The sequence below is a fragment of the Actinomycetospora flava genome, assembly GCF_037400335.1.
In the GTDB taxonomy this organism is placed as follows: domain Bacteria; phylum Actinomycetota; class Actinomycetes; order Mycobacteriales; family Pseudonocardiaceae; genus Actinomycetospora; species Actinomycetospora flava.
In genome coordinates this window covers 249,979-266,561 of the sequence record NZ_JBBEGM010000001.1, presented here as the reverse complement: position 1 = coordinate 266,561, position 16,583 = coordinate 249,979, and the positions used below count along the sequence as shown (strand labels likewise).

The following is a 16,583-nucleotide window of genomic DNA, read 5'->3' as shown; positions in this document are numbered from 1 at the left end:
ATCGGACGTCGGGGCAGACTCGGCACGTGCGCGCGGTGCTGATCGAGGAGTTCGGGGTCGAGCCGGCCGTCGTGGAACGGCCCGATCCGCAGCCGGCGCCCGACGGCGTCGTGGTGGCCGTCGAGGCGACCGGGCTCTGTGCGAGCGACCGCTACGCCTGGCGCGGCCACGACGACGGCGTCGTGCTGCCGTTCGTGCCCGGCCACGAGCTCGTCGGGCGCGTGGTCGCGGTGGGCGCCGAGGTCCGGCGGGCCCGCGTCGGGGACCGCGTCACCACCCCGTTCGTCCAGGGCTGCGGGCGCTGCCCGAGCTGCCTCGCGGGCCAGGCGCAGGTGTGCCCGCACCAGGAACAGCCCGGCTTCACCCACGACGGCTCGTTCGCCGAGCTCGTCGCCCTGCGCCACGCCGACGCCAACCTCGTCGCGGTCCCGGACGACGTCGACGCGGGTGGGGCGGCCCTGCTGGGGTGCCGGGTCGCGACCGCGTTCCGCGCCGTCGTCGACCGCGGCGGGCTGCGGGCCGGGGACCGGCTGCTGGTCCTCGGCGCCGGCGGGGTGGGGCTGGCCGCGGTGCTCGTCGCCCGGGCGCTGGACGCCGAGGCCGTCGTCGTCGACCCGGCACCCGCCGCGCGGGACCGTGCCCTCGAGCTGGGCGCGACGGCGGTGCTGCACCCGGACGCCGGGCCGGACGGGGTCCGCGACGTCGTCGGGGGCGGCGGCCCGCGGGTCGCGGTCGAGGCGTCCGGGCGCGCCGACTCACTCGCGCTCGGCGTCCGGGCACTGCGCAGCCAGGGGACGCTCGTGCAGGTCGGGCTCCTCGCGGCCGAACCACCCGTGCCGGTGCCCGACATGATCGCGCGCGAGCTCGCGCTGCTCGGCAGCCACGGCATGGCGGCGGCGGACTACCCGCGGCTCACGGACCTCGTCACGAGCGGACGCCTCGACGTGGCCCGGCTCGTCACGCGCACGATCGGCCTCGACGCCGCGCCGACGGCGCTGGCCGCACCACCGGTGCCCGGCGAGATCGTCGCGATCAAGCCCTGAGCCGGCGGCTCCTGACGGCCGACGCGAGTCATTCGCCTCCGGCGCGGCAGCTCCGCTGCGCTGCGTGCCGCCCGTGGCCGCCAGGCGGGAACACGCTCAGGCGCCGGGGGAGGCGAGGCGGCCGCCGAGGCGCAGGACCGACTCCGGTGCCTTCTTCGCCAGGCGCAGGAAGGTCTCGCCGGCGCGGGCGCGGGCGAGCGAGCCGTGGCCGAACCGACGGCTCAGGCCGCCGTGGTCGCCGGGCAGGTGGTGGTGCAGGGGAGTGGCGGTGGCCTCGGGGTCGCCGAGGGAGCGTCCGATCACCATGCGCTGGATCTCGCTGGTGCCCTCGAAGATCGTGTAGAGCTTGGCGTCGCGGTACCACTTCTCGACCGGGAGGTCGTCGACGTAGCCCCAGCCGCCGCACGTCTGCACGGCCTGCTCGGCGGCGCGGACGGCGACCTCGGAGGCCTTGAGCTTCGACATCGAGCCCTCGCCGAGCCGGAACGGCACCCCGTTGGCCGCCATCCACGACGCGCGCCAGCACAGCAGCCGGGCGGCGTCGATGTCGGCGGCGAGGTCCGCGAGCGGGAACGAGACGCCCTGGTTGTCGAGGATCGGGCCGCCGAATGCCTCGCGCTCCCGGGCGTACCCACACGCGTACTCGAACGACGCCCGCGCGACGCCCAGCGCCATCGCCGCCACCATCGGGCGCGTCTGCTCGAACGTCCCCAGCGCGGCGGGCTTCCCCTCGCCCCGGCGCGCCTTCTCCAGCTTGTGCTCGAGCTTGTCCGCGCCGCCGAGGAGCTGGTCGCCGGGGATGCGGCACCCGCTGAACGACAGCTCCGCGGTATGCGACGCGCGGTGGCCGAGCTTGCGCAGGCGCCGGACCTGCTCCATGCCCGGCGTGTCCTTGGCGACGACGAACATCGCCTGGCCCTTGGTCCCCAGCGAGGGGTCGACGACGGCGTTCACGATCGTCACGTCGGCGATCCCGCCGTTGCCGATCCAGATCTTCTCGCCGTCGAGCACCCAGTCGTCACCCTCGCGGCGGGCGCGCGTCTGCAGGTTGGCGACGTCGCTGCCGCCCTGCGGCTCCGAGACGGCGAGCGCGGCGAGCTTGATGTCGCCGGGCTCGCCGAACATCTCCGGCGCCCAGCGCGCGACCTGCTCGGGCGTGCCCGCCTGGTTGAGCGCCGAGAGCGCCAGGGCCGGCAGGACGACCGTCAGCCCGATCCCCGCGCAGCCCCAGAACATCTCCTCGAGGAACAGCGGCAGCGACAGCCCGGTGGGGTCGGCGATGAGGTCGGCGTAGAAGAGCGCGTTGTAGAAGCCCTCCTGAGCCGCCTTGTCGACGATCTCCCAGGGGCACTCCTCGGCCGCGTCGTAGTGCGCGGCGGCCGGCCGCACGACGTCCTCGGCGAAGGCGTGCGTCCGCCGCACCAGCTCGTGGTGGGCCGGGGTCAGCTCCAGGGTGAAGGAACTCATGACACCCGGTACCGCGTACCGGCGGTACCGAAACCTTCAGGCGCGGGGCAGGCCGATGGGGTTCGGGAACGGGATCGCGTCCGCGGCGGCTGCGGCGAGCGGGCGGAGTAGTTCCGCCAGACGGTCGGTGCCCGTGCCCCCGAGCGCGCGCCAGGGTCCGGCGGCGGCCCGGTCGGTGTCGCGCTCGATCGCCGCGTGCGCCTCGTGGCCCGTCGCGGTCAGCGCGCCCTCCCCGTCGAGCCAGCCCCGCGCGAGCAGGCCCTCCCCGGCCGTCGCCCACACCGCGTCGTCGAGCCGGCGGGACTCCTGCAGCGAGCCCGACTCCCGGGCGGCGGTCTTGAGCCGGTGGGCGGAGACGGGGCCGACGTCGTGGGCGACGAGCACCGCGACGTGCCCGTCGCCCCGGTGCTCGCGCAGCGTCGTCGCCGCCTGCCAGAGCGCGAGGTGGGGCTCCGCGGGGCGGGGCAGGCCCTGGTTCGCCGCCCCGAGCACCCGGCCGGCCGTGTCCGCCGCGCCGGCGGCCGTCCAGGCCAGCTCGGCCGCCTCGGCGACCGACGGCCCCTCCGGACCGCCCGGGACGTCGGCGAGCAGGCGGCGCAGCGAGCGGTCGGCCCCCTCGAGGCGGGCCGCGAGGCACCTCGCGGGGTCGGCGAAGCCCCACGCGTCGGGCAGCGCGCGCGTGATGCGGTCGCGGTGGAACCCGTGGAAGCAGGCCCACACCGCGTCGGGGCCGACTGCGCCGAGCGGGGCGGCGCGCTGGGCCACGTAGCCCATCCAGAAACCCCGCAGGCCCGCGGCGTCGGCGGCTTCTCGTGCTTCGCGCGTGAAGTAGGTGACGGCGTGGAGCGGCTCGAGCAGGGTCCACAGGCGGCGGGCGTCGTCCACGGCGATGATGGTGGCCCGAGCAGCGGTTGCCCGCACATCGAACACGTGTTCGAATGAGCGGGTGCGGTGGGAAGCGCAGAAGGTCGCCGGAGGGCCCGAGGAGCTGCCGGGCATGCCCGCGCTCAAGGGGCTGGTCCGCAGCGTCCGCACGCCCGAGTTCGCCGGCATCACGTTCCACGAGGTCCGGGCGCGCTCGGTGCTGAACCGCGTGCCCGGGCAGTCGCCGATGCCGTTCTCGTGGACCGTCAACCCGTACCGCGGCTGCTCGCACGCCTGTACCTACTGCCTCGGGCCGGACACCCCCGTGCTCATGGTCGACGGCACCAGCGTGCGGCTCGCCGACGTCCGCGTCGGCGACCTCGTGGTCGGCACCGCGATGCGCGGGGGCGTGCGCAGCCTGGTCCCGACGCCCGTGCACGACGCCTGGACCACCACGAAGCCGGCCTGGCGCGTCCGGCTGCTCGACGGCACGACGCTCGTCGCGAGCGCGGACCACCGGTTCCTCACGCCCCGCGGCTGGGTGCACGTGCGGCCCGAGGGCTGCGAGGGCGGTGTGGGCGAGGAGCGGCCCCACCTGCGGGTCGGCGACGCGCTGGTCGGCGCGGAGACGCTGGCCGACGAGGCGTTCCGCCGGCCCGGCACGCCGCCGGTGGCGCCCGCCCCGCCGGGCGACGTCCCGGGCGGGCGGGTCGTCACCGCGGTCGAGGAGCTGCCCGGCGAGCACGCGCTGGCCGACCTCACCACCGGCACGGGCGACTTCGTGGCCGACGGCGTCGTCAGCCACAACTGCTTCGCCCGCAACACCCACACCTATCTCGACCTCGACGCGGGCGACGACTTCGACCGGCAGGTCGTCGTGAAGCTCAACGCGCCCGAGGTACTGGCCCGCGAGCTCCGGGCGCCGCGCTGGAGCCGCGAGCACGTCGCGATGGGCACCAACACCGACCCGTACCAGCGCGCCGAGGGCCGCTACGCCCTCATGCCCGGGATCATCCGGGCGCTCGGCGGGTCCGGGACGCCGTTCTCGATCCTCACCAAGGGCACGCTGCTCGCCCGGGACCTGCCGGAGCTGGCGGCCGCGGCCCGCGACGTGCCGGTGGGGGTCGGGGTGTCGCTCGCCCTCCTCGACCCGGAGCTGCACCGCCGCGTCGAGCCGGGCACCCCGACGCCCCGCGCGCGGCTCGACCTGGTGCGCCGCATCCGTGACGCCGGGCTGCCGTGCGGGGTGTTCGTCGCCCCGGTGCTGCCCGGGCTCACCGACACCGACGAGGCCCTCGACGCCCTGCTCGCCGCGATCGCCGACGCGGGGGCCAACGGCGCCACGGTCCTGGCGCTGCACCTGCGACCGGGGACGCGGGAGTGGTTCCACGCCTGGCTGGCCCGGGAGCACCCCGGGCTGCTCGAGCGCTACGCCGCGCTCTACCGCCGCGGTGCCTACGTCGACGTCGCCTACCGGCGCGACCTCGCCGCGCGGGTGGGCCCGCTGCTGGAGCGCCACGGCCTCACCGGCGGCGGTCACGCGATGGGCGGGCGCCAGGGGGAGGAGAGCCCCGACTCCTGGCCGGCCGGCTCGGTGCCGGACGTCCCGCGGAAGCTCGTGGAGGAGGCGCCCGCCGAACAGCTCTCCCTGCTCTGAGGAGTCCTAGCCTGCGTGCATGGACCTCGACGAAGCACGAGAAGTGATGCGCGAGCAGCACCACGCGGTGCTGGCCACCCGGCGTCGCGACGGCGCGCCGCAGATGTCGCCGGTCGCCGTCGCGGTGGACGACGACGGCGCGGCGGTCATCAGCACCCGGGAGACCGCGCTCAAGACGAAGAACCTGCGCCGGGAGCCCAGGGCCTGGCTCTGCGTCCTGCCCGACGGCTTCTTCGGGCGGTGGATCCAGGTCGAGGGCGACGTGGAGATCGTCGAGCTCCCCGACGCCCTCGAGGGCCTGCGGGCCTACTACCGGGCGGTGTCCGGCGAGCACCCCGACTGGGACGACTTCGACGAGGCCATGCGCCGCGAGCGCCGGGTCCTGCTGCGCGTCCACCTCGACCGGGCGGGCCCGAACGTGAGCGGCTGAGATCCCGGTTCGTGACGGTCGATAGCCTCTGGGGACACGTTCCGAGCCGACCCGGGAGCACCACCCCAGATGATGCGCACGCACTCCGCCGGCACGCTGCGCGCCGAGAACGTCGGCGCCACCGTCACCCTCGCCGGATGGGTGGCCCGCCGGCGCGATCACGGCGGCGTGGTGTTCATCGACCTGCGCGACGCGTCCGGTGTCGTGCAGGTGGTGTTCCGCCTCGGCGACGTGGCCGAGGAGTCGCACCGGCTGCGCTCGGAGTTCTGCGTGCAGATCACCGGCGTCGTCGAGCAGCGCCCGGCGGGCAGCGAGAACACCGAGCTCGCCACCGGCGAGGTCGAGGTCAGCGCCACCGCGCTCACCGTCCTGTCCGAGTCCGCGCCGCTGCCCTTCCAGCTCGACGAGCACGGTGAGGTCGGCGAGGACGCCCGGTTCCGGTACCGCTACCTCGACCTGCGCCGCGAGGGCCCGGCCGCGGCGATCCGGCTGCGCAGCCGCGCCAACAAGATCGCCCGCGACGTGCTGTCCGACCGCGACTTCGTCGAGATCGAGACGCCGACGCTGACCCGGTCGACGCCCGAGGGCGCGCGCGACTTCCTCGTCCCGGCCCGCCTGAAGCCGGGCAGCTGGTACGCGCTGCCGCAGTCGCCGCAGCTGTTCAAGCAGCTGCTGATGGTGTCCGGGCTCGAGCGCTACTTCCAGATCGCGCGCTGCTACCGCGACGAGGACTTCCGCGCCGACCGCCAGCCCGAGTTCACCCAGCTCGACATCGAGGCGAGCTTCGTCGACCAGGACGACGTCATCGCGCTCGGCGAGGCGATCGTGTCCGCGCTGTGGTCCGAGCTCGGCGGGTACGAGATCCCCACGCCGATCCCGCGGATCCCCTACCTCGAGGCGATGGCGCGCTACGGCTCGGACAAGCCGGACCTGCGCTTCGACATCGAGCTGGTCGAGCTCACCGAGTACTTCGCCGACACCCCGTTCCGCGTCTTCCAGGCGCCCTACGTCGGCGCGGTCGTCATGCCCGGCGGGGCGTCCCAGCCGCGGCGCACGCTCGACGGCTGGCAGGACTGGGCCAAGCAGCGCGGCGCCAAGGGCCTCGCGTACGTCCTCGTCGGCGAGGACGGCACCCTGTCCGGCCCCGTCGCCAAGAACATCAGCGAGGCCGAGCGCGAGGGCCTGGCCAAGGCCGCCGGCGCCAACCCCGGCGACTGCATCTTCTTCGGCGCGGGCACGCCCGCCGAGGGCCGTGCCCTGCTCGGCGCCACGCGCGGCGAGATCGCGCGGCGCCTCGACCTGATCCCGCCGGGGTCCTGGTCGTTCGTGTGGGTCGTCGACGCGCCCCTGTTCGAGGCGGCCGGCAGCACCGACGACGTCGCCGTCGGGTCGGGCCAGTGGACCGCGGTGCACCACGCGTTCACCTCGCCCAACCCGGACTGGATCGACTCCTTCGAGAGCGACCCGGAGCACGCCCTGGCCTACGCCTACGACCTCGTCTGCAACGGCAACGAGATCGGCGGGGGGTCCATCCGTATCCACAGCAAGGACGTCCAGCAGCGGGTGTTCGCGCTCATGGGCCTGACCCCCGAGCAGCAGGAGGAGAAGTTCGGCTTCCTGCTCGACGCCTTCGCCTACGGCCCGCCGCCGCACGGCGGGATCGCCTTCGGCTGGGACCGGATCTGCGCCCTGCTGGCGGGGCTCGACTCGATCCGCGAGGTCATCGCCTTCCCGAAGACCGGCGGCGGCTACGACCCGCTCACGGCGGCGCCCGCGCCCATCACCGCGCTGCAGCGCAAGGAGGCCGGGGTCGACGCGCCCGCCAAGCCGGCCGCACCGGTCAAGCCGCCGGAGCGCCCCGTCCAGTAGCGACCGGAGCCGTCGATTCCTACCTCACGCACACCGCGAGCGGGTAGAGTTCACCGGCTGATGGCCTCCCTCACGACGGACAGCGCAGGCCCCTCCGACGGTCGGGCAGGTGGTGCTCCGGGCTCGTCCGACCGCGCCGCCGAGCTGGTCGCGCTGGCCGAGGAGCTGCTCACCCGGCGCCACGGCGCCACCGTGCGGCTCGCCGGCGCGGAGGATCTCGGCGGCAGCGAGCGCTCGCTGGTGGTGCGCGTGCGCGTCACCGAGAACCCCTTCTCGCTGCCGCGCACGCTCGTCGTCAAGCACTACCTCGACGAGCCGGCCGTGCACGGCGCGGACCGGTTCAGCTACGAGGCGGCGTCCTGCCAGCTGCTGACGGCGATGCCGTCCGAGGAGCGGGCGAGCCCGATGCTCGTGGCCCAGGACCCGACGCACCGGCTCTTGGTCCTCGAGGACCTCGGGCGCTGCGCGACGCTCGCGGACCGTCTCGACGAGCGCGACCCCAAGGCAGCCGAGCGCGCGCTGCTCGGCTGGGCCCGCGCCCTCGGGCGGATGCAGGCGTCCACCGCGGGCCGCGAGGACGACTTCGGCGCCCTGCTGCGGCGCTTCGGCGAGCGCACCTGGCGCGACCCGCTGGCCGACGACGCCCGCGCCGCGCTGGCCGAGGTGCCCGACCAGCTGGCCCAGCTCCTGCGCGTCGAGGCCGCGCCGGCCGCGGTCGCGGAGGCGCGCGGGGCGGCGCGCCTGCTCGGCGGGTCCGGCTACCGGGCGTTCAGCCCCGCCGAGATCCGCCCGGACAACTGCCTGGTCACCGGCAGCGGGTCGCGGTTCCTCGACTTCGAGTGGGCCTGCTTCCGCGACGTCGCCCTCACCGGCGCCTCGCTGCGCCTGCCCCTGCCCAGCGGCGGGCCGGCGCACGCCCAGCCGCCGGGGATGGCCGAGGCGATGGTCGCCGCCTGGCAGGCGGAGCTGACGCCGGTGTGGGCCGACCTCGCCGACCCCGAGGTCCTGCGCGAGCGCCTCCTGCACGCCGAGGTGCTGTGGGTCTGGCTCGCCACCCGGGCGCTGCTGCCCGGGGTCGTCGGCGCCGAGGAGGCGGAGCGCCCGCCGCACGTGGTCGTCGCCGACCCGGGTCACGACGCGCCGTCGGTGCTCAGCGCCCTCTGGCGGCGTCTCGGCACCGACGCCGAGCGGGCGGGGCGGGTCGCGACCGCCGAGCTCGCGGCCGCGACGGTCGGCGCGCTCGGACGCCACGGCGGCGACGTCGTGCTGCCGCCCTACCCGGCGTTCGCGTGAGCTGACCTCACGAGAGGCGCGCGCGGTGGACGAACGCGTCCGCCGCGTCGCCCGACCACGCCGCGGCTCCCGAGGCGGCGAGCGCCTCGGCCCGGCGGCGGCCCGCGAGCAGGAGCAGCAGGGCGTCCGCATCGATCTCGACCACGTCCGGGTCGGCGTCGGGTGCGCCGGTGCAGCGCCCGCCGACGACGTGCACGGTGCGCTCCAGCGCGGCGGCGCCCGCCGGGCGGCGCACCACGAGGCGCACGGTCGCCTCGCGCGCCCCGAGGGCGGCGACGAGCAGGCGCGGCGCCATGTCGATGATCAGCCGGCAGGCCTCGACGGTGGCGGCGGCGTGGTCGGCGAGGTCGACCGGCGCGGCGAGGGCCGTCGTCAGGTCGTGGGCGTGCAGGCACAGGTCCAGGCAGTCGGCGCTGCGCTCCCGGTCGCCCGGGGGACGGCCGTCGAGGCGCAGCGCGGTGCGCCGGCGGGCGCCGGCCAGCGAGGTCTGCAGGCGCTCGGGGCCGGCGTAGTGGACGCCGCCGTGGACGCCCGCGAGGTGGGCCACGAGGTCGCCGACCGTCGGTTCCGGGCCGGGGGCGGGGCGCGTCCAGTCGTCCGCGTCCAGCCCGGCGACGGCGTCCTCGGTGACGTCCCACAGATCGAGCACGGCCCGCGTCGCGTCGTCCATCGCTCTCGCCGCCCGTCGGTCGCCTGGTGTGGGGACACTATGTGACCGGCACCACAGGCGGCAACGACCACACCGGTGAGCGAGTGGTGGCCGCCGCCGTTCGCGGGTAGGAGATCATCATGAGCACCGCCGACAAGGCACAGGAACTGCGCCGCCTGCACGACGACCCCGAGCTGCTGGTGGTCGTCAACGTGTGGGATGCGATCACGGCGACCACGGTCGCGAACACCCCCGGCACCAAGGCCCTCGCCACCGCCAGCCACGGCATCGCCGCCTCGCGCGGCTATCCCGACGGCGAGGTGATCCCGCGCGACGAGATGATCAGCGAGGTCGGGCTCATCGCCCGCCAGACCGAGCTGCCGGTGAGCGCCGACCTCGAGGGCGGGTACGGCGACCCGGGCGGCACGATCGCCCGTGCCATCGACGTCGGGATCGTCGGCGCGAACCTCGAGGACCAGCTCAAGCCGCTGTCGGAGTCGGTCAAGGCCGTCGAGGCCGCCGTCGCCGCGGCCGACAAGGCGGGCGTCCCGTTCGCCCTCAACGCCCGCACCGACGCCTGGGTCCGCGGCGGCGACCGCGACCCCAAGGTCATCCTCGACGACGCGATCGAGCGCGGCCGCGCCTACCTCGAGGCCGGCGCCACGTCGTTCTTCGTGCCCGGCAAGCTCGACGAGGAGACGATCCAGGCGCTGGTCTCGGAGCTGGGCGAGCGCAAGGTCAACGTCATCGGCGTGCCCGGGATGCCCGGCACGAAGCGCCTGGGCGAGCTCGGCGTCGCCCGCTGCTCCTTCGGCCCGTGGAGCCAGAACGTCGCGCTGACCGCCCTGGCCAAGCTCGCCGAGGACGCCTACGCCGGCGGCGGCCTCCCCGACGGCACCCGCAAGCTGAACTGAGCGCCCTCCGTGCGTGATCTTCTGAGGTAGGGCTCAGAAGATCACGCACGTGTGGAGAGGAACCGGCCCATGCGGTCGAGGGCCTCCTCGAGCAGGGGGAGCGCGGTGGCGTAGGAGCAGCGGACGTGGCCCTCGCCGGACGGGCCGAAGACGTCGCCCGGCACGACGGCCACCTTCTGCTCGTTCAGCAGCTGCTCGGCGAAGTCCTGCGACGACAGCCCGCTCGCCCGGATCGACGGGAACGCGTAGAACGCCCCGCCCGGCTCCGGGCACGTCAGCCCGAGCTCGTCGAGGCCCTTGACGAACAGCCGCCGGCGCCGGTCGTAGTCGGCGACCATCTCGGCGACGTCGGGCTCCGCGCTGCGCAGGGCCTCGATCGCCGCGACCTGGCTGACGTGCGGCGCGCACAGCATCGTGTACTGGTGGATGCGGTGCATCAGCGCCGCGAGCGGCTCCGGCGCGCAGACGTAGCCCACGCGCCAGCCGGTCATCGCGTACGACTTCGAGAACCCGTTGAGCAGCACCGTCCGGTCCCACGCGCCGGGGATCGCCGCGGTGCTGGTGTGCGTGCCCGTGTAGGTCAGCCGGTCATAGATCTCGTCGCTGACCAGCCAGAGGTCCTCGCGCTCGGCGAGGGCCGCCAGCGCGGTGAGGTCCGCCGCCGACTGCGCCGCCCCCGTCGGGTTGGACGGCGAACCGAACAGCACCGCCTTGGTCCGCGGGGTCACGGCGGCCGCGATCCGCTCGGCGTCGAGCCGGTAGCCCTCGGCGGGGTCCATCGCCACAGGCACCGCGACACCGCCCGCGAACGCCACGCACGGCTGGTAGGCGACGTACGACGGCTCCGGGACGATCACCTCGTCGCCGGGGTTGATCATCGCCCGCAGCGCCAGGTCGAGCCCCTCGGAGACCCCGGAGGTCACCAGGCACTCGTCGGCCGGGCGGTAGGTGATGCCGTGGCGCGCCTCGAGGTCGGCGCAGACGAGCTCGCGGAGCTCGAGCAGGCCCGAGTTGCCGGTGTACGTCGTCGCCCCGCGGGTCAGCGCGTGGATCGCCGTCTCGCGCACGCCCCACGGCGTCGGGAAGTCGGGCTCGCCGACGCCGAGCGTGATGACGCCCTTCATCGTCTGCGCAAGGTCGAAGAACTTCCGGATGCCCGACGGCGGGCAGGCCTCGACGACCCGGGACAGCGGCTTCTGCGGAGCACCCATCAGGGCATCACCGACAGGCGCTGGTCGGGCTCGGGCTCGGTGAGCAGCTGGCCGTCGTCCTTGTACCGGCGCAGCAGGAAGTGGGTGCTCGTCGCGGTAACGCGGTCGACGCCCGAGAGCTTCTGGGCGACGAAGTCGGCGACCTCCTTCATCGAGGCCCCCTCCACCTCGACCCGCAGGTCCTGCGCCCCGCTCACCAGGTGCACCGCCCGGATCTCCCGGAAGCGCGCGATCCGCTCGGCCACGTCGTCGAACCCGCGGCCCCGCTCCGGCGCGACCGTGACGTCGACGAACGCGGTGACGCGGTCCTCGCCGAGCCGGTCCCGGTCGATCACCGTCTTGTAGCGGCGGATGACGCCCTCGGCCTCCCACGCCGCGATCTGCGCGCGGACCTCGTCCTCCGCGATCCCCGTCAGCGCGGCGATCCGGTCGGGTGTCGCACGGGCGTCGGACTCGAGCACGCTGAGGATCTCGCGCATGGGGGAACCCTAGTCGGCGAGCGTCAGGACCGTCGGGAGGAGCACCATGGCCGCCGCAGGAGAAAAGGACATCTTCGTCGCGTTCGGGGTGGACGTCGACGCCGTCGCCGGCTGGCTCGGCTCGTACGGCGGCCAGGACTCGCCCGACGACATCTCCCGCGGCCTGTTCGCCGGCGAGGTCGGGGTGCCGCGGCTGCTGGAGCTGTTCCGCCGCCACGAGCTGACCCAGACGTGGTTCTGGCCCGGCCACTCGGTGGAGACGTTCCCCGCCGAGTTCGACGCCTGCGTCGCGGCCGGCCACGAGACCGGCGTGCACGGCTACAGCCACGAGAACCCGCTGGCGATGAGTCGCGAGCAGGAGGAGACGATCCTCGACCACTGCGTCGACCTCATCGAGCGCCGCAGCGGGCGCCGGCCCACCGGCTACGTCGCGCCGTGGTGGGAGTTCAGCCGCGTCACCAACGAGATCCTCCTCGACCGCGGCATCCGCTACGACCACTCGCTGATGCACCGCGACGTCACGCCGTACTACGTGCGGGTCGGCGACTCGTGGACGCCGATCGACTACGACCAGCCCGCGCAGACGTGGATGAAGCCGCTCGAGCGCGGCACCGAGACCGACCTCGTCGAGATCCCGGCCAACTGGTTCCTCGACGACCTGCCGCCGATGATGTTCATCAAGGGCAGCCCGAACAGCCACGGCTTCGTCAACCCGCGCGACATCGAGCAGATGTGGCGCGACCAGTTCGACTGGACCTACCGCGAGTGCGACTACGCGGCGTTCACGATGACGATCCACCCCGACGTCTCCGGGCGCCCGCAGGTGCTGCTGGCCCTCGAGCGGCTCATCGAGCACATCAACGGCCACGACGGCGTCCGCTGGGCGACCTTCGACGAGATCGCGCAGGACTTCGTCGCCCGGAACCCCCGCTCCTGATGTGCGGTGCCTGCGGCTCCGGGCGGGTCCGCGCGCCCTGGGAGGACACGCTCGGCCCGCCCGACCCCGGCGCGGCGCGACGCCGGGCGGCCGCGCTGACCCGGTGGCTCGCGCCGCGGCGCTGGCGGGTGGCGGCGTGGGCCGGCGGCTACACGCTCGCCGGCCCGCTCGGTCCGCTGCCGCCGGCCGGGTGCGTGGACGAGATCGTCGCGCGGGTGCGGCCCGGGACCGTCGCCGAGATCGGTCCGACCCTCGCCGACGCCGTCGTCCACGTGTCGGTGGCCGCGTTCGTCCACCGCGAGCCGCTCGTGCTGGCCGGTCCCGAGCCGGGGCCGGCGCGGCGGGTCCTCGTCCACGGCGACGTGCCCGTCGACGTGCGTCCCGCCGCCGCGCACCGGTGGAGCGTCACCCGTCGGGGGGCGTCAGTACCGTTCGGAGCATGAGCGAGGAGGGCCTGTTCGAGGTCGCGGCTCCGGAGCCCGTCCACGAGGGCCCGGACCCGGACCGTCCGGTGACGCGCGGGGTCGTGGAGGACCGCCCGGCCCCGGCGGCGGAGGGGGTCGCGGCGCCCCTGGCGGTGCGGATGCGCCCGGCGAGCCTCGACGAGGTCGTCGGCCAGCAGCACCTGCTGGCCCCCGGCGCGCCCCTGCGGCGGCTCGTCGAGGGCGCCGCACCCGCGTCGGTGCTGCTGCACGGCCCGCCCGGCACCGGCAAGACGACGCTCGCGCGCCTGATCTCGCAGGCCACGGGCCGGGCCTTCGAGGCGCTGAGCGCGCTCAACGCCGGGGTGAAGGAGGTGCGCGGGGTCATCGAGGTCGCGCGCCGCCGCCTCGCCGCGTCCGAACCCCGCCGCACGGTGCTGTTCATCGACGAGATCCACCGCTTCTCGCGCACCCAGCAGGACGCCCTGCTCGCCGCCGTCGAGGACCGCGTGGTGCTGCTCGTCGGCGCCACCACCGAGAACCCGAGCTTCTCGGTGGTCGCCCCCCTGCTCTCGCGCAGCCTGGTGCTGGGCCTGCACGCCCTCGACGACGAGTCCGTCGGCACGCTGCTCGACCGCGCCGTCGCCGATCCCCGCGGCCTCGGCGGGAAGGTCACCCTGCACCCCGACGCGCGCGCCCACCTCGTGCGACTGGCCGCGGGCGACGGGCGGCGGTCGCTGACCGCGCTCGAGGCGGCCGCCGACGCGGTCGGGGGCTCGGGGGAGATCACGCTCGCCGACGTCGAGCGGGTCGTCGACGAGGTCGCCGTGCGCTACGACCGCGCCGGCGACCAGCACTACGACGTCATCTCGGCGTTCATCAAGTCGATCCGCGGCTCGGACCCCGACGCCGCCCTGCACTACCTCGCGCGCATGATCGTCGCGGGGGAGGACCCGCGGTTCATCGCGCGCCGCCTGGTTGTGCACGCCAGCGAGGACGTCGGGCTCGCCGACCCCACCGCGCTGCCCGCCGCCGTGGCCGCGGCCCAGGCGGTGCAGCTCATCGGCCTGCCCGAGGCCCGGATCAACCTCGCGCAGGTGACGATCCACCTCGCGACGGCCCCGAAGTCCAACGCCGTGATCACCGCGATCGACGAGGCGATGGGCGACGTGCGCACCGGCGCGGCCGGGCCGGTGCCGCCGCACCTGCGCGACGGGCACTACGCGGGCGCCCAGGCCATGGGCAACGCCGTCGGCTACGTCTACCCGCACGACGAGCGCGCCGGGGTCGTCACCCAGCAGTACCCGCCCGACGAGCTGGTCGGCCGCGACTACTACCGCCCGGGCGGGCGCGGCGACGAGCGCGAACGTTCCGAGCGGCTGGCCCGGCTCCGCGAGGTCGTGCGCGGACGCAGCGGCAGCTGAGCGAGGGTGAGATGCCGCGGGCACGCCCCCCGGCTGCCCGCGGCACCTCGATCGCGGGGCCACCGCCCCCCGACGGTGGTGGCCACGCCCGCATCTTCGCGGGCGATCACCGCGGGGTTTCGCCGAACGCGTCCCGCGGCGTCCGGGCGCCGTCCGGGCGCCGTCCCGGACAGCGGCCGGACGGCGGCTGGGCATCGGGGCCCGCGTGCCGGACGATCACGCGTGAGGTCCGGGGGGACCACAGGGGTACCTGAGGGGGACGTCATCGACGGCGAGGGTGTGGGACCACAGGCGGGGCAGCCCGGGGCGCGGGACTCCCCGGAGCGCTTCTGCGCGGACTTCCGCGACGCCCTGCGCGCCCGCGACGTGTCGTTCCGGCGGGCGGAGGAGCTCTCCGGGTGGGGCAAGTCGACCATCGCCGCGGCGACGCGCGGGCCGGGGCTGCCGAACGCGGACCTCGTCACCGACGTGCTCGGCGCCGTCGGTCTGACCCCGGACGAGGTGGCGGCCTGGCGGTCCCGCCACGAGCGGCTGCGCGAGCCGGACGCGCCACCGCCGCCGTCCGCACCACCAGCGCCACCGGCGGCCCCAGCACCTCCCCGGCGCTCCACCCGCCGCCACGTCGAGATCGCGGTGGTCGCCGTGCTCGTCGTGCTCGTGGCGGGCCTCGCGACCGCGCTCGTCCTCGTGCTCGCCGCCGCGCCGGACGCGCCGCCGTACCGCACCGTCGTCGTCCAGAACCGCGTCGCGATCGGCGACGGGGCGCTCGTCGAGGACCGGAGCCCGTCGTACCTGTCGTCCCGGCCCGTCGCCCGGTGCGCGAACATGCCCGGCTGCAAGATCCCCGGCACGGACGTGGGCAGCGGCTTCACCTTCGTGGCGGTGTGCCAGATCGTCGGCGAGGTGATCACCAATGCCGACGTCACCTCGACGAACATCGGGCAGAACCCCAACGCCGCGGTGTCCGAGGTCTGGCTGGGCGCGCGGGCCCCCGACGGGCGCGTCGGCTACATCTCCGAGGTCTACCTCGCGCCGGCCTACCGGGGCGGTCTGGGGCTCCCGGCCTGCTGATCAAGATGGGGCGGCGGGGCCGGAGGTCGCCCGGACGGCGCACGGTAACCTGCCGCCACCTGCGCCAGGTGTCGTCCGCGTCCCGCCTCCGGGTGGTGTCGGCGGGCGTCGGTCCGGGGACCTGTACCGCACCCAGCACCCGAGGAGGACCCGTGTCGGTCGGCCAGATCGCGGCGATCGTCGCTGCGGTGGCATTCGTGATCCTGGTGGTGCTGCTCGCCATCCCGTTGATCAAGCTCGGACGGACGCTGGACGAGGCCACGATCGCGATCCGCAAGGCCCACGAGGGCACCGAGCCGCTGCTCTCGGACGCCGGGGTCACGCTGACCACGGTGAACACCCAGCTCGAGCGGGTCGACGGCGTCACCGCCAGCGCCCAGGCCGTCGCGGCCAACACGAAGGCCCTGAGCACGCTGTTCACGGCGACGCTCGGCGGGCCGCTCGTCAAGGTCGCCGCCCTGTCCTACGGGCTGCGCAAGGCCCAGCAGGCGCGCAGGCTCAAGAACGCGCCGCCGGCCAAGGGCCGCAAGTCGAAGCGGAGTGTGCGCGCATGAGGCGTCTGTTCTGGGTCGGCGTCGGCGTCGCGGTGGGCGTCACCGCCACCCGCAAGGTCAACGAGCTGACGCAGAAGGCCACGCCGGCCGGCGTCGGCACGAGCCTGGGCGAGGGCCTGCGCGAGCTCGGGGCGGGCCTCGGGGCGTTCGGCGCGGAGGTGCGCGCCGGAATGAACGAACGCTCCGAGGAGCTGTACGCGATGGTGGAGGACACGACCGAGATCCCCGTGCGACCCGACCCGCCGTCGTCGGCCCGGCACGCGCGAGCGCCCCGGCGGGGAGACTCGCACGCCCGCTGA

At 75.1% G+C, this 16,583-nt stretch carries 17 protein-coding genes; 12 read left to right on the top strand and 5 right to left on the bottom strand.

Annotated features, from left to right (window positions below; genetic code table 11):
- The first annotated feature begins 26 nt into the window (after positions 1-26).
- Positions 27-1,043 (top strand): alcohol dehydrogenase catalytic domain-containing protein, encoded by a 1,017-nt coding sequence (locus WCD58_RS01280; protein ID WP_337698815.1) that lies wholly within the window; start codon positions 27-29, stop codon positions 1,041-1,043.
- A 96-nt stretch (positions 1,044-1,139) separates the two neighbouring features.
- On the opposite strand, the gene WCD58_RS01275 is transcribed toward WCD58_RS01280, so the two are convergent.
- Complete coding sequence (locus tag WCD58_RS01275; protein ID WP_337698814.1) at positions 1,140-2,510, bottom strand: acyl-CoA dehydrogenase family protein; 1,371 nt, start codon at positions 2,508-2,510, stop codon at positions 1,140-1,142.
- Positions 2,511-2,546: 36 nt separating this feature from the next.
- Positions 2,547-3,395 carry an SCO6745 family protein gene (locus WCD58_RS01270; RefSeq protein WP_337698813.1) on the bottom strand — a complete coding sequence of 283 codons (849 nt, stop codon included), beginning with the start codon at positions 3,393-3,395 and terminating at the stop codon, positions 2,547-2,549.
- Between the two features lie 112 nt (positions 3,396-3,507).
- On the opposite strand from WCD58_RS01270, the gene WCD58_RS01265 reads away from it, so the two are divergent.
- From WCD58_RS01265 to WCD58_RS01250, 4 genes are all read left to right on the top strand, one after another.
- Positions 3,508-5,031: an Rv2578c family radical SAM protein gene (locus WCD58_RS01265; RefSeq protein WP_373696169.1), complete on the top strand. Its 1,524-nt coding sequence runs from the start codon at positions 3,508-3,510 to the stop codon at positions 5,029-5,031.
- A 19-nt stretch (positions 5,032-5,050) separates the two neighbouring features.
- On the top strand, positions 5,051-5,461 hold the full coding sequence (locus WCD58_RS01260) for a PPOX class F420-dependent oxidoreductase (RefSeq protein ID WP_337698811.1): 411 nt from the start codon (positions 5,051-5,053) through the stop codon (positions 5,459-5,461).
- Between the two features lie 69 nt (positions 5,462-5,530).
- Positions 5,531-7,330, top strand: coding sequence for an aspartate--tRNA ligase (gene aspS / locus WCD58_RS01255; RefSeq protein ID WP_337698810.1), 1,800 nt, complete (start codon positions 5,531-5,533; stop codon positions 7,328-7,330).
- A 60-nt stretch (positions 7,331-7,390) separates the two neighbouring features.
- Entirely contained in the window at positions 7,391-8,623 is a 1,233-nt protein-coding gene (locus WCD58_RS01250; protein WP_337698809.1) for a hypothetical protein, read from the top strand.
- A gap of 7 nt (positions 8,624-8,630) precedes the next feature.
- Here the strand turns inward: WCD58_RS01250 and WCD58_RS01245 are convergent, their stop codons facing one another.
- A complete protein-coding gene (locus WCD58_RS01245; protein ID WP_337698808.1) occupies positions 8,631-9,293 on the bottom strand; it encodes a hypothetical protein in 663 nt (220 codons plus the stop codon).
- A gap of 119 nt (positions 9,294-9,412) precedes the next feature.
- On the opposite strand from WCD58_RS01245, the gene WCD58_RS01240 reads away from it, so the two are divergent.
- Positions 9,413-10,186 (top strand): isocitrate lyase/PEP mutase family protein, encoded by a 774-nt coding sequence (locus WCD58_RS01240; RefSeq protein WP_337698807.1) that lies wholly within the window; start codon positions 9,413-9,415, stop codon positions 10,184-10,186.
- Between the two features lie 41 nt (positions 10,187-10,227).
- Here the strand turns inward: WCD58_RS01240 and WCD58_RS01235 are convergent, their stop codons facing one another.
- Complete coding sequence (locus tag WCD58_RS01235; RefSeq protein ID WP_337698806.1) at positions 10,228-11,397, bottom strand: aminotransferase class I/II-fold pyridoxal phosphate-dependent enzyme; 1,170 nt, start codon at positions 11,395-11,397, stop codon at positions 10,228-10,230.
- Complete coding sequence (locus tag WCD58_RS01230) at positions 11,397-11,876, bottom strand: Lrp/AsnC family transcriptional regulator (RefSeq protein WP_337698805.1); 480 nt, start codon at positions 11,874-11,876, stop codon at positions 11,397-11,399. The genes WCD58_RS01235 and WCD58_RS01230 overlap by 1 nt, the downstream gene beginning before the upstream one ends.
- Before the next feature lie 46 nt (positions 11,877-11,922).
- Between WCD58_RS01230 and WCD58_RS01225 the strand changes: the two genes are divergently transcribed.
- The 6 genes from WCD58_RS01225 to WCD58_RS01200 all read left to right on the top strand — a co-directional run bounded on the left by WCD58_RS01225 (position 11,923) and on the right by WCD58_RS01200 (position 16,583).
- Positions 11,923-12,813: a polysaccharide deacetylase family protein gene (locus WCD58_RS01225; protein ID WP_337698804.1), complete on the top strand. Its 891-nt coding sequence runs from the start codon at positions 11,923-11,925 to the stop codon at positions 12,811-12,813.
- Positions 12,813-13,256: a hypothetical protein gene (locus WCD58_RS01220; RefSeq protein ID WP_337698803.1), complete on the top strand. Its 444-nt coding sequence runs from the start codon at positions 12,813-12,815 to the stop codon at positions 13,254-13,256. The genes WCD58_RS01225 and WCD58_RS01220 overlap by 1 nt, the downstream gene beginning before the upstream one ends.
- Entirely contained in the window at positions 13,253-14,659 is a 1,407-nt protein-coding gene (locus WCD58_RS01215; protein WP_337698802.1) for a replication-associated recombination protein A, read from the top strand. The genes WCD58_RS01220 and WCD58_RS01215 overlap by 4 nt, the downstream gene beginning before the upstream one ends.
- A gap of 279 nt (positions 14,660-14,938) precedes the next feature.
- Complete coding sequence (locus WCD58_RS01210) at positions 14,939-15,730, top strand: hypothetical protein (RefSeq protein WP_337698801.1); 792 nt, start codon at positions 14,939-14,941, stop codon at positions 15,728-15,730.
- Positions 15,731-15,882: 152 nt separating this feature from the next.
- Positions 15,883-16,284: a DUF948 domain-containing protein gene (locus tag WCD58_RS01205; RefSeq protein ID WP_337698800.1), complete on the top strand. Its 402-nt coding sequence runs from the start codon at positions 15,883-15,885 to the stop codon at positions 16,282-16,284.
- Positions 16,281-16,583 (top strand): hypothetical protein, encoded by a 303-nt coding sequence (locus WCD58_RS01200; protein ID WP_337698799.1) that lies wholly within the window; start codon positions 16,281-16,283, stop codon positions 16,581-16,583. Before WCD58_RS01205 ends, WCD58_RS01200 begins: the two co-directional genes overlap by 4 nt.

What these genes read in the sequence shown, in the direction of transcription:
- WCD58_RS01275 (WP_337698814.1), bottom strand. Translation starts at nt 2,510, where the DNA reads ATGAGTTCCTTCACCCTGGAGCTGACCCCGGCCCACCACGAGCTGGTG.
- WCD58_RS01265 (WP_373696169.1), top strand. Translation starts at nt 3,508, where the DNA reads ATGCCCGCGCTCAAGGGGCTGGTCCGCAGCGTCCGCACGCCCGAGTTC.
- WCD58_RS01260 (WP_337698811.1), top strand. Translation starts at nt 5,051, where the DNA reads ATGGACCTCGACGAAGCACGAGAAGTGATGCGCGAGCAGCACCACGCG.
- aspS (WP_337698810.1), top strand. Translation starts at nt 5,531, where the DNA reads ATGATGCGCACGCACTCCGCCGGCACGCTGCGCGCCGAGAACGTCGGC.
- WCD58_RS01250 (WP_337698809.1), top strand. Translation starts at nt 7,391, where the DNA reads ATGGCCTCCCTCACGACGGACAGCGCAGGCCCCTCCGACGGTCGGGCA.
- WCD58_RS01245 (WP_337698808.1), bottom strand. Translation starts at nt 9,293, where the DNA reads ATGGACGACGCGACGCGGGCCGTGCTCGATCTGTGGGACGTCACCGAG.
- WCD58_RS01240 (WP_337698807.1), top strand. Translation starts at nt 9,413, where the DNA reads ATGAGCACCGCCGACAAGGCACAGGAACTGCGCCGCCTGCACGACGAC.
- WCD58_RS01235 (WP_337698806.1), bottom strand. Translation starts at nt 11,397, where the DNA reads ATGGGTGCTCCGCAGAAGCCGCTGTCCCGGGTCGTCGAGGCCTGCCCG.
- WCD58_RS01230 (WP_337698805.1), bottom strand. Translation starts at nt 11,876, where the DNA reads ATGCGCGAGATCCTCAGCGTGCTCGAGTCCGACGCCCGTGCGACACCC.
- WCD58_RS01225 (WP_337698804.1), top strand. Translation starts at nt 11,923, where the DNA reads ATGGCCGCCGCAGGAGAAAAGGACATCTTCGTCGCGTTCGGGGTGGAC.
- WCD58_RS01220 (WP_337698803.1), top strand. Translation starts at nt 12,813, where the DNA reads ATGTGCGGTGCCTGCGGCTCCGGGCGGGTCCGCGCGCCCTGGGAGGAC.
- WCD58_RS01215 (WP_337698802.1), top strand. Translation starts at nt 13,253, where the DNA reads ATGAGCGAGGAGGGCCTGTTCGAGGTCGCGGCTCCGGAGCCCGTCCAC.
- WCD58_RS01200 (WP_337698799.1), top strand. Translation starts at nt 16,281, where the DNA reads ATGAGGCGTCTGTTCTGGGTCGGCGTCGGCGTCGCGGTGGGCGTCACC.